We start from the raw sequence: 14,903 nt of genomic DNA, 5'->3' as shown, positions 1-14,903 counted from the left end.
CTCATGCGAGCGAATCAGTTTTCTCGGCGGGCGGTCTGTGCAGTCATCGCCCTTGCACCAGTAGTCATCGCGGGTTGTCAGAATAGTCTCACTGACAACCTCCTCTCGGCGGAACAGCCAGGTCTCATCGATCCGTCGAACGTCAACTCGGCGGCGGGCGCTGACGCAATTCGCGTCGGCGCACTGATCAACCTGCGCGGCATCACCGGCTCGTGGACGATGGGCGGTCTCGTCGGCGACGAGTGGGATATCACCGTGTCCGCGAGCGTTACCGGTTTCGTCGATCAACGACGCGGCTCGAACCCATTCGCCATCTCGGCGTTCACGTCGGCGCTGCGCGGCGTAACGAGCATCCGCACGGCGGCGAATCAGGCAATCCCACTGCTCAACAAGTGGACGCCGTCGCCGATCGCAAACGTGGCCGAGATGTATTTCGCGCGCGGAATGGCGGAGCTGCAGATCGCGGCTGACTTCTGTAACGGCATTCCGCTCGACGATGGCAACCTGAGCCCGCCAGTCTACACGCAACCGCTGACGAGCGCGCAGATCTTCGATGTGGCTTCGGCGTCGTTCGATACGGCCATGAGCAAGAGCACCGGCACTGATGCGGCGAGCGTCAACATCAATCGCGCGGCACGCATCGGCAAAGCACGAGCACTGAGCGGCAACGGCAAGTTCGCCGAGGCGGCGGCGCTGGTTGCGTCAGCGACAGTGCCGACGACGTATGCCTACAACTTCACCTACGCCACGACGTCGGGGAACAATCCAATTTGGACGCTCAATACGAGCGGACGATCGTACAGTCTCGGCGATAGCGTCGAAGGAAACGCGCGCAACATCATCGTGCCGGGCGTCATTCCGTTTTTCACGATGCATGATCCCCGTTTGCCCGCGGCGTACACGGTCAGCACCAACGGCAAGGACACGACGCGTGGTTCCGACGGTGTGACCTATCTGCGCGCGACAAGCCTGTATGGGCAGACGACTGCCATGGCGCTTGTCAGCGGAATCGATGCGCGGCTCGTCGAAGCAGAGGCGCGACTTGCCGCGAGCGACATTCCGGGCATGATGACGATCCTCAATGCGCTTCGCGCAACGACGCTGACCATCGGCACGGTGACGGTGAATTCCACGCTCCTTCCGCCGCTGGCCACGCCGGCAACGAAGGATGCGGCCGTCAGCCTCTTGTTCCGCGAGCGTGCATTCTGGACCTTTGGACGTGGCCTTCGTTTCGGGGACATGCGACGTTTGATCCGTCAGTACGGCCGGTCGCCTGATTCAGTGTTTCCTTCAGGCACGTATCCGAGTGGCGGCGGCACCTACGGCACCGACGTCGTGTTCCCGCTCGGCCCCGATGAAAATGGCAATCCGAATTTCAAGGGCTGTATCGATCTGAACGCATAGGAGTATGACAATGGACCGTCGACGCCTCATTCATCAATCGCTCGCCTCCGCATTCGCCGGACTCCTGGCGATCGCACCGGTTGCTGCGGCGCAGGGCCGTGGCGGCGCGCCTGCAACTCCTCCGTCGCAAGCGAACGTCGGCATTCCCGTGCGCGACGGCACGCAGCTCGGCGCAGACATTTATTTGCCGCCGGGGCAGGGGCCATTCCCCGTGCTGCTCACGATCACGCCGTACGGAAAGAATGGGTCGGGGCGCGGCGCGGCAGCGCAGCTCGCGAAGGGCTACGCCGTTGTCGCCGTGGACTCGCGCGGACTTCGCGCGTCGAAGGGAAAGTGGGAGCCGTACATCCATGAGGCGCAGGATGGCTACGACATCCAGCAGTGGATCGGCCATCAGCCGTGGAGCAACGGCAAGATCGGCATGTTCGGCACGTCGTATCCCGCCTACACTCAGGTCGCTCCGGCGCAGTATCGCAGCGAATATGTGAAGGCGCTCATCCCGGTCTCGGCTCAGTCGGATAACTATGGAAGTGTTTGGGCGAGCGACGGCATCTTCCATCTCGCGTTCGGACCCAAGTGGGCCGCGCAGCAGGAAGCGATCGCCGAGGGCAAGCCGGAGCCGGTCGCGGATTGGAACAAGCTCGCGTGGGTGCTGCCGCTCAAGTCGATCCCCGACATGACCGGCGCCGTTCGGTCGCAGTTCCTCGCCGACGTCATTTCGCACGACTCGCACGATGCGTTCTGGAAGGCGATGAGCATTCGGGACAAGTATCCCGAAATGGACGTGCCGGCGCTGCACGTTACCGGTTGGTTCGACGATCTCAGCATGGAGACGCAGACCAACTTCATCGGGATGAGCAATCACTCAAAGACGGACAACGCCAAGAAGTGGCAGCGTCTGCTCATTGGGCCGTGGGGGCACGGCGTGCCGCGCTTCCCCGATGGCGATTGGAATTTCGGCGACGTGAACTTCGGTCCCGACGTGAAGATCGACTTCCAGACGATGTCGACGCGCTGGTTCGACTATCTATTGAAGGGGACGCAGAACGGCGTCGAGAAGGAAGCGCCGGTGAAGATCTTCGTCATGGGCCTCAACAAGTGGCGCGACGAGCAGGAATGGCCGCTCGCTCGGGCGAAGGCGACGAAGTACTACTTCCATAGCAATGGCTGGGCGAATTCACGCTTTGGCGACGGCACGCTCAGCACCGAAGCGCCGGCGAACGAGCCGCCCGACAAGTTCCGCTACGATCCTCGCAACCCGGTGCCGACGTATGGCGGCCATGGCTGCTGCGACTACGGCTACGCTGCGCTTGGCCCGCTCGATCAGAAGGTGACCGAGCAGCGGCCCGACGTGCTCGTGTACTCCACGCCGGTGCTTACGGAAGACACGGAGGTGACAGGCATGGTCGAAGTGCAGCTTCAGTTCTCGACCGACGTCACCGACACCGACTTCTTCGCGACGCTGTCCGACGTGTACCCCGACGGAAAGTCGATCGCGATCGCCGAGGGTGAGGTGCGCACGCGCTTTCGTGAGTCGCAGGAGAAGCCGACGCTGCTCACGCCGAACAAGGAATACCCGGTGACGATCAAGCTCTGGGGCACGAGCAACCAGTTCAAGAAAGGTCATCGAATCCGTGTGCACATCACGAGCAGCAACTTCCCGCGTTTCGCGCGGAATCTGAACTCGGGCAAGCCGGCGGCCGAGGAGACGGAGCAGGACATCCGCGTTGCGAACCAGACGATTCTGCATTCGGCGGGACATGCGTCGGCGATCGTGTTGCCGATCGTGCCCGCCGTAACGCCCTAGAGGTCATAGGGTCTCTGGTCTCTGGTCAGTTACAGGTCACAGGTCACTGGTCTGAGGTCTCAGGGCAACTGCGAAACCTGGGACCGGTGACCTCGGACCAGTGACCTCGAGACCAGAGACCAGAGACCTGTGACCTCTCCCTCCCCCTACCTTATAGGGGTGTCTACCCCATTCGACCTCATTGGCGGCGAGGCGGGCATTCGCCAGCTCGTCGACCGTTTCTACGACCTGATGGACTCGGCGCCCGAAGCGGCGACCGTTCGGCGCCTACACGCGGCGACGCTCAAAGCGTCGCGCGACAAGCTCCACCTCTATCTAATGATGTGGACCGGCGGACCGCAGACGTACGTCGAGCGAAACGGCCATCCCCGGCTTCGCGCGCGCCATCTCCCGTTCACGATCTCGTCGCGCGAGCGCGACGAATGGCTCTGGTGCATGGATCAGGCGTTGAACGAGCAGGAGATGCCCGCCGACCTTCGCGAATCACTCCGCGAAAAGCTTCACGGGCTCGCCGATCACATGCGGAATACGCCCGACTAGAGCGCCGGCGCGGCGAGCCGTCGATATACCGCGATGTGTCCGAACAGCGCGGCGGAGACCATCACGGTCGGAAGCCAGACCCACGGAGCGCGCGTGATCCACGCGTTCGCCGGCTCATTCATGAACACGCGCAGCGGCGTCGGTGCCGACAGCAGCGCAACGATCAGAATGTTCGCCAAGAGCGCGAGGCCAAGGGTGTTCCACGCGAAGACGAGCTTGCGTGACCAGCGGCCGGTCGAGAGCCATGCGCCAAGCGCGAGCGCCGTGATCCCGGTAATGATGTCAAAGTTGCGCCCCGAGTAGCTCATCTGCACGGGCATCAGCCCTTCGAGATATGCTCGATGCAGGAGCAGCTCGACGATGATACGAAAACTCTGATACCCAACCAACGCCGCCACGGGAACGCCGACCGCGATGCGTCTGCCGACGGGAGACATCGCTAGAACGATGGCCAACACGACCGACAGTCCAAGGACGATTCCCATCGTGGGCGGCGGCGAAAAATGGAGCGCGCCGCGCGCGGCGGCGAGGCCAGTCAGCGCAATCCACGCGCCTGCACCAAAGGCCGCGATAGTTGCGCGGCGCATCGCGACGTCCTTGTCCGAGCGTGTGCGCAACGACGACCAATAGACTGCGCGGACGAAGAACACCCAGAGTACCAGCGTGAGAAGTACGAATCCAACGCGGAGCCCTGGCGAGCCATCGGGAATGACAGTCGCGTCTGACATGGCGTGCCTCAGATCGAGTCGATGAGAGTCTACAGGATCAAGCAATGCCCAGCACTATCGTGACCGCATGACGCGCTCGATCTCCACGGCCTTCTTCGGGGCGAGCACGGACAGATTCTCATGACCGTTCGGCGTCACCAGAATCATGTCTTCGATCATGATCGCGATGTTCTTCTCGGGGATGTACATCTTCGGCTCGACCGTGACCACCATTCCCGCCGCGAGTGGGCCAGTCCAATCGCGACTGTCAGTGGCGTCGAGACCAACGTGATGGCCGATGTCGCGCACGCCACCGCCGAAGCGCGTGTAGCTAGTGATTCCGCCGTTGCGCGCGAGATAGTGCGTGGGCGACGGCATGATACCCCAGACCTTGTATGAGCCCATCGTCGCGACGTTCTCATACCGCTCGAGGTCGTGCGCACGAAATACCGCCGCCGCTGCTTTGATGACGTCCACCATCATCACTCCCGGCTTGATGGCGGCGATCGCCGCCTCCTGCGCTTCGAGAACGATGTCGTAGTACTTCCGCTGCTCGGCGCTGAACACGCCCGAAACGGGAATCGTTCGACAGATGTCGCTGGCGTATCGCCGAACTTCCGCGGCGCCGTAGTCGTTGAACAGCAGATCGCCCGCCTTCATGACGCGACCCACAGCGTCGTAGCGTTCGCCGGCGAGCGAAAAGAAGGTCATCGCGTTTGGACCGCTGGAAATGATCGGTGCGAACGCCGCGCGCTGGGCGCCGAGTCGTTTCCATTCGGCCTCGAGAATTCCGGCGGCTTCGAGGTCGTTCATGCCGGGTTTGACGTGGCGCATCAGCGTCAACATCGACTGCGCGCTGATTTGCGCGGCCTGGCGCAGCGCCACGATCTCATACTGATCTTTGACGAGCCGCAACTTCCTTATGAGTGGCGTGACGTCGTTGATGCGACGCCCCGGAAACAGCGCAGCTTCCGCTCGCCATGCCTGTTCCTCGGCGGACGTCGCGCGCGTGAGTCCTGGAGGTGCGTAGAGTGAGTCCGTCGTGCGCGGCAGGAAGATCACCGGCGCGTCGGCGACGATTTCGCGAACTCGCTGCGTGAACTCACGGAGGGGATAGGTCTCCGGAATGCCTGTCAGTTGCGCCGCGCCGCGGCCGGGTGCCAGCCGATGACGCGGGGTATTCCACGACGCGCGTCGGAAGCCAGAGTCGATCATTGGCATTTGCGCGCCGGCGAACTCGAAAGTGTCCGGGAGAAAGAGCGCCGAGCGTGTTGCTCCGGCGGGCGCGCCTCGGCGTGTGTCGCGCGCGATCACGAGAATCGCATAGGGCGACTCGACGCCCGTGAGATACCAGAAGTTTGCATCCTGTCTCGGCAGCTCGTGCTGTCCGACCAGGTTTCGTCCGTTCACGATGACCGCGCCAGAACCAACGAGCTCGACGAGTTTGGCGCGACGCGCAGCGTAGGCGGATGCCGGAACCATCGTGTCGACCTGCGCGCCAGCGAACGACGCGAGCGCGAACAGTCCAGCCACCACGTGTCTGACGATCGCCATCGCCGCTCCGAAGGTCCGGGGTCTTACGACGGTCGAAACTGAAAGCGGCTTCGGAGGTAGCGCAATGCTCGAGCTCGCGGGCGCGACGAAAGGTTGTTGGAACGCGCAGTGACCATTGTCACGTCGTTCGACTTGGTCTGGCGTCCCGTTCATCCTGAGTGCAGGATTACCGCGTGATCCGCCGGAGCCGGTTGGATGCGCAAGCAACGGGGAACCGAGAGGATGGATGATCCGAGAGATGAGGGCGAAGCCGCGTTTCCCGCGGCTACTGCTCGCGTTGTGGCTCGTTCCTGCGATCGTTCACGCCCAAACTACTGCTGCGGGCGATAGCCAATTCGGCTGGCACAAGGCCTACATGGTCGGCGCCGCGTTCCTCCTCGGAGCGCAGGCCGTTCTGATCGTCGCACTTCTCGCGAGCCGCGCTCGCAATCGCGAAACGGAAGCGCGCAACCGGGCCATCTTGCGCGCCATTCCCGACTTCATGTTCGTGCAGGCGCGCGACGGCGAGTTTCTCGACTATCACGCGCGCGATGAAAGCATCCTCCTGGCTCCCCCGTCGTTCTTCCTCGGCAAGAACATGGGTGAGATTCTGCCGCCGCCGATCGCCGCCGCGATGTTCGCCGGCGTCGAGCGGGTCTTCAACGGCGAGGAACTCGTGCTCGTCGAATACGAGGTGCCGATTCCGAACGGCGATGTGCGGCAGTACGAGGCGCGGCTCGTCAAATACGAGACCGATCGATTCATGAGTATCGTTCGCGACATCACCGATCGAAAGCGCGCCATGCAGGCGCTCGATCGCGCCAACGCCGAGTTGCTGCGCGCGTCGCGTATGGCCACGCTCGGGGAATTTGCCGGATCGATCGCGCACGAACTGGCACAACCGCTCACCGCGATCATCGCCAATTCACATGCGTGTCTCCGTATGCTCGATCGCCCCATGATCGACTACGGCGAGGTTCGCGAGGGCCTCGACGACGTCCTGCAGTCCGGCAAGCTCGCACGCGAAGTGATCCACTCCACGCGACACCTCTTCAGCAAAGAGGACCTCGAGAAGGCGCCGCTCAAGCTCACCGACGTCGTGAACGAAGTCTGCGTCATGGTCCACTCGACCATTCGCGCGAAACACGTCACGATGGACCTGCGATTCGAGCCCGATTTGCCGAATGTCCGCGCGGATCGTGTTCAGCTGCGCCAGGTCATCCTCAACCTGATCAGCAACAGCATTCAGGCGATGGAGGACATGGACGCCGAGTTGCCGCGCAACCTGGCCATCGCCGCCGAACGCGACGCGTCAGGTTCGGCCAAGTTGACCGTGACCGATTCCGGGATCGGCCTCGGCAACGTGGACCGCGCGCGTTTGTTCAGCGCATCGTACACGACCAAGCCCGATGGCATGGGCTGGGGCTTGTCGATCAGTCGGTCGATCATCGAGGCGCACGGTGGACGCCTCTGGGCCGAAACCGACGAGCGCTCGGGGGCAGTCTTCTGCTTTACGCTCCCCGCCGACTCCAGCGCACACGGTTCCGCTGCGGGTCCGCCGGACCAAGCGGGATCGGGCCGCGACTTCGGTCACGAGCGATCGCAGTTGACCTGAGCGGCGCGCTGGCCCGTGTGCCTGCACCCAAATACCTTGTGCAGACATGACGACTCAGCTTGCTCCCGCCTCACCCCGTACCGCGTTGCTCCCTTTTGACGAAGCCGCCGGCCTCGTAGCGCGCCTCGATGACGAGATCGGTCGCGTCATCATCGGCCAGCAGCAGGTGCGGCGCGAGATTTTGACCTGCCTCTTTGCCGGCGGACACTGTTTGCTCCGCGGCGTGCCCGGTCTGGCGAAAACTCTGTTGATCAAGACGCTCGCCGACGCGGTCAATCTCAAGTTCAGTCGCATTCAGTTCACGCCCGACCTCATGCCGTCCGACATCCTCGGCACAGAGGTGATCGAGGATGACGCGGCCGCTGGCAAACGACACGTGCGCTTCATTCCCGGTCCCGTCTTCGCGAACATCATTCTCGCCGACGAGATCAACCGCACGCCGCCGCGCACGCAGGCTGCGCTGCTCGAGGCGATGCAGGAGTATCAGGTGACGGTCGGCGGCGTTCGGTACGGACTCGAACGCCCGCTCTTCGTGCTCGCGACCGAGAATCCGATCGAACAAGAAGGTACGTATCCGTTGCCCGAAGCGCAGCTCGATCGCTTCATGTTCAACGTCGTGATCGAATATCCGGACGCGACCGACGAGCGACGCATTCTCGCCGAGACGACGACGAGCGCCGATCGCGCGGCGAAGCATGTGACGACGGGTGCGGAGCTCGAAGCGGCGCGAGTGTTGGTGCGCGAGCTTCCCGCGGCGGCGAATATCGTCGACTACGCACTGCGTCTCATTCGTGCGACGCGTCCGGCCGATCCGACTGCGCCGCAGCCTGTGAAGGAATGGATTCGCTGGGGCGTCGGCCCGCGCGCCGGACAAGCACTCATCCTCGGCGCAAAAGCTGCGGCGTTGCTCGATGGTCGCACCGTGCCGTCGCCCGACGACGTCACGAGTGTTGCGCTGCCGGTGCTTCGGCATCGTATGCTGGTGAATTTTCAGGCTGAAGCAGATGGTGTCACGCCCGACGACGTGATTCGGAAGCTGCTCGCCGCTGTCCGGCCGTAGCGCCGCGCCGCGAGTAGTTCGATGACTTCGTCCGCGCTGTCTCCGACCGTCGTTGCGGCGATCACCGATCTGGAGCTCGCGGCACGACTGGTCGTCGAAGGACTTCGCACGGGCGGGCATCGCAGTCCATTCCACGGCTATACAACCGAGTTTCGCCAGCATCGGCCGTATCGCGCCGGCGACGATCTCAAGTATCTCGACTGGAAGCTGTACGCGCGCAGCGATCGCCTGTACACGCGTCAGTTTCGCGAAACGACGAATCTCTCGGTGATGATCGCGCTCGACACGAGCGCGTCGATGGCGTTTCCGCCGACCGGCGTATCAAAGTTTCGGTATGGGCAGATCGCGGCCGCGGCGCTGTCGCACCTGGTGTCGGAACAGGGTCATGCTGTCGGCCTCATGACCATGGAGCGGGACAAGCTCTCGTACATTCCCGCGCGCGGCGGTCGTCAGCACCTGCGATCGTTGTTGTCCCGAATCGATCGGTTAGCACCAGCCGGCGCGTGGGATCCTGCGCGGGTGATTTCCCGTGGCGCGCATCTGTTGCAGCGGCGCGGCGTCGTCATCGTCATTTCAGATTTCTATGACAACGAAGACGCCATGCGCCGCGAGATGCGACACGTCGCGCAGCATGGCCATGACGTGGCGATGCTCCAAATTCTGTCGCCCGCTGAGGTAAACTTCGGCTACACCGATCACGTCGAACTCGAGGATCTCGAGTCGGGCGAGCGTCGCCTGATCGACGCAGCCACCGATGGCGCTCGCTACGCAGCGGCGATGAACGATTTCCTCGATCGCTGCCGCACGCAGGCGTTGCGCGACGGGATCGATTATGCGCTGATGTCGACCGACACGCCGCCTGAAGTTGCGCTGCGCAATTATCTGCTCAAGCGCAGTCGCGGCCACGAGCATGGTCACGCGCCGCGCGCGGTGAGCAAGTGATCTGGCAGAACCCGTGGGCCTGGCTCGGACTCGGCGCGATCGCGCTGCCGATTCTCATCCATTTGCTGGGTCGCGGCCACGCGCGGGTGCAGCCCTTTCCCACCCTTCGCTTTCTCGATGCGTCGCGACTGCTGCCCACGCGACGCACGCGCATTCACGATGTACTGCTCCTCGTAGTTCGTGCGGCGATTCTCGCGATTGCGGTGGCAGCGCTGGCGCAGCCACTGTGGCTCACGGCCAATCGCACGCGCGCGCTCGACGCCGCGCTCTCACGGGCAATCATCGTCGACACGAGTGCGAGCATGGCGCGCTCCGGCGCTTCGGGCGAGCGGGCGAGCGACGCTGCGCGCCGCGAAGCGACACGTCTGACGAGCGAGGCACCAAACAGCTCCGTCATCGAGACGGCGAATCCATCGAGCGCAATCGCTGGCGCGGTGGCGTGGATTGGACGCCAGGCCGGCCGCGGAGAGTTGGCGATCGTTTCCGATTTCCAAGTCGGGGCCGTCGATTCGGCGATGCTCGCCGCGATCCCGGCTGCTATCGGTGTTCGGTTGATTCGAGTCGATGCTGTCCAGACGGCGTCGCTCGACGAAGCAACGGGCCTCAATGGAGGCGAGGCCGTCGTGCGCATCACGCCATCGGCGGATCGAACCGACGCTGAGTGGGCGTCGAACGGGCGCAATGTGACCGACTCGATCGCGGTGTTCGCTGGGGCGAATGAGCGAACTCGCATGGCCGCCGCCGTCAAAGCCGCACGAAGCGTGGGCGTCCGGCTTCCGACTGATACATTGCACGCGCGCGACATCGCCATCGTCGCGCCGCAGTTCGAGCAGCGCGCAGACTGGGTTCGGCGAGCATCGCGGCCGTCGCAACCGTGGATGATCGACGTGATCGCGCGCCTGCGCTCGAATACTGATCTACAACAGGCCGCAACAAGTGCTGCTCCACTCGGTGCGGATAGTACAAAGGGCATCGCGGTCACACGCGACGGCGGCGGACGTTCCGTCGTTGTCGCTGCACAGGATTCTCTCGACGGCCGCGCACGACTGCTACTCTTTTCATCGGCTGACGCGGGCAGCATGACCACGGCGTCGCTCATTGCAGCAGTCAGGCAATCGATGTCGCGTGCCGCTCCACTCTCCGAATTCGAGCCCGCGTCGCTCTCCGACGCAACGCTCGCTCCGTGGCAACGTGCACCCGCGGCGACCAGCGCGACACGCTCGTCGGCAAACACGCAATCCGACGGCCGGTGGCTTTGGATTGCCGTGCTCGTACTGCTCGGCGTCGAGACATGGATGCGTCGCGCAAAGCGCGAAGTGGCCGTCCAAGAACGAGTGCGCGATCGTGCAGCCTGACGCCGCGGCGCTTCGCGCCTTCCTCGATCGCGTTCGCCGCCGACTCACCTGGCTGTCGGCTGCCGAAGGCGCGTCGATCGGGTTCGCCACCGCGCTCATCATCGCCATTGTGCGTTCGCGCCCCGACGCACTCGGGCAAGCGCTGCTGATCGGCGGCGTGCTCGCGGCAATCGGCGTCGCTACGCGAATCGCGAGTGCACGTCGAGGACAGGAGCAGGTTGCTCAGATCGTGGAGGAGCGCGCTCCGCAGTGTCGCAACCTGCTCGTCACCGCGACAGAGATGCGTCCCGGCGTATCCGTCGGCGAACCGATTGCCACACTTATTTATGATCGCGCGGCGAAGCTGACGCGCAGTCTCGATCCCGCCACGCTCTTTCCGGCGAGAAACACGGTCGTGGCGCTCGCGGCAACCGTGGCGCTCTGGACCTTCGCAATAACGCGCGTTGCCAATGGCGATAGCGTCCTGCCGTCGCGCGGTGCAGCAGCAAGCGTCGCGACTGTAGACGGCGTCGACATCGCGGTTGCGCCGCCAGCATATGCCGGGCGCCAGCAACAGACGCTGCGCGATCCAGCTCGCGTCGAAGCGCTCGCTGGCAGTCGCGTCCGTCTCACGATCCATGCGCACGCCGCGCGCATCGTTGTCGAGACATTGCACTCGCACGACACGCTCGTGGCGAAAGGCTCGAACACGTTCTCGACGGAGCTCGTTGCCGACGCCGATGGTTATGTCGCCATCGAGCCGTGTACCGCGTCGGGTCAGGTCGGAGTTCGCCGGCTGATTGGCCTTACCGTGATGCCTGATGAGCCGCCGAAGGTTCGCATCAGCGCGCCGGGTAAAGATGTCGTGTTCGCCGATGGTCATCACACACTCGATCTCGCGATTGAGGCGAGCGATGACATCGGTCTGGCCTCGTTGAAGGTCCGCTATACCAAAGTGTCGGGGTCGGGCGAGCGCTTCACTTTCAGCGAGGGCGACGTTCCGATTCAGATCGCGCGTGCAAACGATCGTACGTGGACCGCACGCGCACAGTGGCGCCTCGACGGCCTTTCGCTCGACGCCGGCGACATGGTCGTGTATCGCGCGATCGCGACTGATCATCGCCCGGGCGCAGCGCCGACGGAATCGGATTCGTATATCGCCGAGATCCTCGCGCCGGGCGGCAACGCCGCGCCCGGCTTCTCGCTCGATCCGGAGCAGGAGCGCTACGCCGTCAGTCAGCAGATGGTGATTCTCAAAACGGAACGTCTCGCCGCGAAGAAAGCGTCGATGGCTGCCGACGCGTATCAAGCCGAATCACAGGATCTGGCGGGCGAACAGCGAAAGGTGCGCGCGGAGTTCGTGTTCATGATGGGCGGTGAGCTTGCGGATGCGCCCGATCCGACCGGCGACATCAACAACCTCAATGAAGAGGCAGAAGCCGAGGGCGAGGACGATCTGCTCGCGGGTCGTTCGGCGAATCAGGGTCGGATGGCGTTGGTGCGTGCGATTCGCGCGATGAGCCGCGCGTCGACCGCGCTAACGAACGTAGACCTGACCACTGCGCTGACGCACGAACGCGCGGCGCTCAAACAGCTCGAGCAAGCCTTCTCGCGTAGCCGCATTCTGCTGCGCGCGCTCACCGAACGCGAACGGCTCGATCTTTCGCGCCGGATGAGCGGTGTGCTCACCGACGCGGCGCGCGACACGCGCCCGTTGCCCGAGCCGGATATCGATGTGCGCGTCACGGCGCTTCGCCGAGCACTGGCGGCGATTGCGGAGTTGGCAGGGACGCCGCGTCTAGCGCCAACTGAATCCGGACGCGCGTCGTTACTCGCCGAGAATGTGTTGCGCGTCGACCCGTCATCGAAGCCATTGCAAGAAGTTGCGCAAATGCTCAACTCGGCGGCCGGGGCGATTGGCCGCTCACGTCTCGACGATGCGCACGCCCAGTTGGATCGCGCGGCGACGGCCATCGCGGCCGTGCTCAAGGGCGACGTGCTTGCCGCGCCGGTGAATGCGGAAGCGCTCGAACCGCGTCGGCTGAACGGCGCGCTGACGGATGCTCTGCGCAATCCCGGCGGTACGCGGTGATGCGCTCGCCGATCGTCGCCATGCTGCTTCGCGCCGCTGCGATTGCGATCGCACTCGCGGCGCTGCTCGATCCGGCGATCACGTCGAATCGTACCACGAAGCCGGTCGTATCAGTCATCGCGCGCGCGCGGTCCGATGGCTCGCTCGCGGATCGTGTCGAGCGTACGCTCGCGAAGTCGTTCACGGTCGTTCGCTCAATCGTACCGAATGCGGATGCAACGGTTCTCGCCGGCAACTCGGCGCCGCCGTCCACCGCGGTCGCATCGCCGACCTTCGTCGTGCTCGCCGATCGTTCGGCGCCGTCGGTAACGCTCGCACAAGTCAGCGCACCTGCGTGGGCGCCGGCCAACGCACGCGCACCGATCGCGATGACCGCGCGTGTCACAGGCGCCCGCGGCCGAGCCGTCGATATTTCCCTCCATAGCGGCGACCTCGTCGTCGATCGCGCAACGCGAACTATTGCCAGCGACGACGAGCGCGTCTCGCTCACGCTTGGCTTTCTGCCAACTGCCGTCGGCGCGGCCGCGCTGCGCGTTTCCGCGCGTATCAACGGCGCCGCTCCGGCGACTGCCGACGTCGTGGTTGACGTGCGAGATAGACGTTGGGCCGTTCTTTTCTTCGATCCGCGACCGAGTTGGATGTCGACGTTTGCGCGTCGCGCGCTGGAGCGCGATGCGCGGTTCGTCGTGTCGAGTCGAGTCGTCACGTCGCGCAACGTCAGCACCGACGCGGGCAATCCGCCGGGCCGCCTCGACGATCTCGCCGCGCTTCAGCTATACGATGCTGTCGTAGTTGGCGCGCCGGAGGCGTTGACCGCGAATGACGTCGCTGGCCTCGACGCGTTCATGCGCCGTCGCGGGGGCGGTGTGGTGCTGTTGTTCGATCGGCGAGCAGCTGGACCGGACGATCGTCTCACGCAAGTTGCGAGTTGGAGCGCCGACAGCGGCAAGGCGACGACGATCACTGAGGCGAATGGCGATAGTGTGGCGCTGCGCTCGTCGGAAATCGCGTGGCCTACGCGCCTGCCCGATGGGGCTGAGGTCGTTGCGCGCGCGGCGCGAGACAGGCCGGTCGTGTGGCGCTCGGCGGTCGGGGCAGGGCAGCTCGTGGTGAGCGGCGCGCTCGACGCATGGCGCTTTCGCGATCGCTCAGCGTCGACGTTCGACCGTTTCTGGCAGACGATTGTTGCCGATCCCGCGATGAGCGCTCCGCTGCCGATCGACGTGCTGGCCGATCATTCGGCGATCGCGCCTGGCGAAGATGCCGACGTGAGTGTTTCGGTGCGCGATGCGGCACTGTCGAGTGTGCGGCCGGTTCGCGCGGGTGTGTCGGCGTCGCTCGAGTCGGCGCAGCCAGGACAGGCGCCGCAGAGTGTCCGGCTCTGGCCCGAAGCGAACGCTGGTCAATTCCGCGGAACGGTGCGTGCCGCTCAGCCAGGGATCTATCATCTCGTCGTGTCTAGCGGCGGCGCGCGGAGCACGACTCCGATTGTCGTGAGCGCCGACGTGGCGCATCCGATGCCTGACGCGAGCGATCTATTGGCAGTATTTGCGAATGCTCATGGCGGTCGCGCGCTGCCGGCTTCGGAGATCAAGTCACTGCCCGCGGCGCTGAGCGATGCGATTCATCCGACGCCGCGTCTCGAGACGTGGCATCCGATGCGATCGGCATGGTGGATCGTGCCGTTTGCGTTAGCGCTGAGCGGGGAGTGGTGGATTCGGCGGCGTCGAGGATTGCCGTAGCGGATTCTTCCTGCTTGGGCACCACGAAGGACACGAAGCACACGAAGGAAACCAGGTGCGCCTCGTCGGATCTCGGCGACAATCCAACTGCAACTGCATTTGACCACAGAGGACGCAGAGGACGCAG

General features: G+C 64.2%; 11 protein-coding genes. 9 read left to right on the top strand and 2 right to left on the bottom strand.

Translation table 11 applies throughout. The annotated features are described in order from the left end of the window. The first annotated feature begins 3 nt into the window (after nt 1–3). The 3 genes from AC6H4Z_RS23050 to AC6H4Z_RS23040 all read left to right on the top strand — a co-directional run bounded on the left by AC6H4Z_RS23050 (nt 4) and on the right by AC6H4Z_RS23040 (nt 3,751). Complete coding sequence (locus AC6H4Z_RS23050; protein WP_497544319.1) at nt 4–1,404, top strand: hypothetical protein; 1,401 nt, start codon at nt 4–6, stop codon at nt 1,402–1,404. 10 nt (nt 1,405–1,414) lie between these two features. Continuing rightward, nucleotides 1,415–3,211, top strand: a complete 1,797-nt coding sequence (locus AC6H4Z_RS23045) for a CocE/NonD family hydrolase (RefSeq protein ID WP_497544318.1) — start codon at nt 1,415–1,417, stop codon at nt 3,209–3,211. A gap of 153 nt (nt 3,212–3,364) precedes the next feature. Next, on the top strand, nt 3,365–3,751 hold the full coding sequence (locus tag AC6H4Z_RS23040; RefSeq protein WP_497547081.1) for a group II truncated hemoglobin: 387 nt from the start codon (nt 3,365–3,367) through the stop codon (nt 3,749–3,751). Here AC6H4Z_RS23040 and AC6H4Z_RS23035 read toward each other — a convergent pair. Continuing rightward, nucleotides 3,748–4,479, bottom strand: coding sequence for a DUF8737 domain-containing protein (locus AC6H4Z_RS23035; RefSeq protein ID WP_497544317.1), 732 nt, complete (start codon nt 4,477–4,479; stop codon nt 3,748–3,750). The two genes, AC6H4Z_RS23040 and AC6H4Z_RS23035, sit on opposite strands and share 4 nt — an antisense overlap. A gap of 54 nt (nt 4,480–4,533) precedes the next feature. Beyond that, the gene (locus tag AC6H4Z_RS23030; RefSeq protein ID WP_497544316.1) at nt 4,534–6,012 is read right to left on the bottom strand and encodes an aminopeptidase P N-terminal domain-containing protein; all 1,479 of its coding nucleotides are present in this window, start codon (nt 6,010–6,012) and stop codon (nt 4,534–4,536) included. Between the two features lie 226 nt (nt 6,013–6,238). Between AC6H4Z_RS23030 and AC6H4Z_RS23025 the strand changes: the two genes are divergently transcribed. Genes AC6H4Z_RS23025 through AC6H4Z_RS23000 form a run of 6 tightly spaced genes read left to right on the top strand, consistent with a single transcriptional unit; the run spans nt 6,239 to nt 14,776 of the window. Continuing rightward, nucleotides 6,239–7,606, top strand: coding sequence for a sensor histidine kinase (locus AC6H4Z_RS23025; RefSeq protein ID WP_497544315.1), 1,368 nt, complete (start codon nt 6,239–6,241; stop codon nt 7,604–7,606). 46 nt (nt 7,607–7,652) lie between these two features. Further along, complete coding sequence (locus AC6H4Z_RS23020) at nt 7,653–8,666, top strand: AAA family ATPase (protein WP_497544314.1); 1,014 nt, start codon at nt 7,653–7,655, stop codon at nt 8,664–8,666. Nucleotides 8,667–8,687: 21 nt separating this feature from the next. Then, nucleotides 8,688–9,608, top strand: coding sequence for a DUF58 domain-containing protein (locus tag AC6H4Z_RS23015; protein ID WP_497544313.1), 921 nt, complete (start codon nt 8,688–8,690; stop codon nt 9,606–9,608). After that, complete coding sequence (locus tag AC6H4Z_RS23010; RefSeq protein WP_497544312.1) at nt 9,605–10,963, top strand: BatA domain-containing protein; 1,359 nt, start codon at nt 9,605–9,607, stop codon at nt 10,961–10,963. The genes AC6H4Z_RS23015 and AC6H4Z_RS23010 overlap by 4 nt, the downstream gene beginning before the upstream one ends. After that, entirely contained in the window at nt 10,953–13,034 is a 2,082-nt protein-coding gene (locus AC6H4Z_RS23005) for a hypothetical protein (RefSeq protein ID WP_497544311.1), read from the top strand. Before AC6H4Z_RS23010 ends, AC6H4Z_RS23005 begins: the two co-directional genes overlap by 11 nt. Beyond that, the gene (locus tag AC6H4Z_RS23000) at nt 13,031–14,776 is read left to right on the top strand and encodes a hypothetical protein (RefSeq protein WP_497544310.1); all 1,746 of its coding nucleotides are present in this window, start codon (nt 13,031–13,033) and stop codon (nt 14,774–14,776) included. Before AC6H4Z_RS23005 ends, AC6H4Z_RS23000 begins: the two co-directional genes overlap by 4 nt. Nucleotides 14,777–14,903: the final 127 nt, after the last annotated feature.

The organism is Leucogemmata humicola, assembly GCF_055379415.1.
The sequence above is the reverse complement of the archived record's forward strand: the minus strand, read 5'-3'. Positions and strand labels throughout refer to the sequence as shown.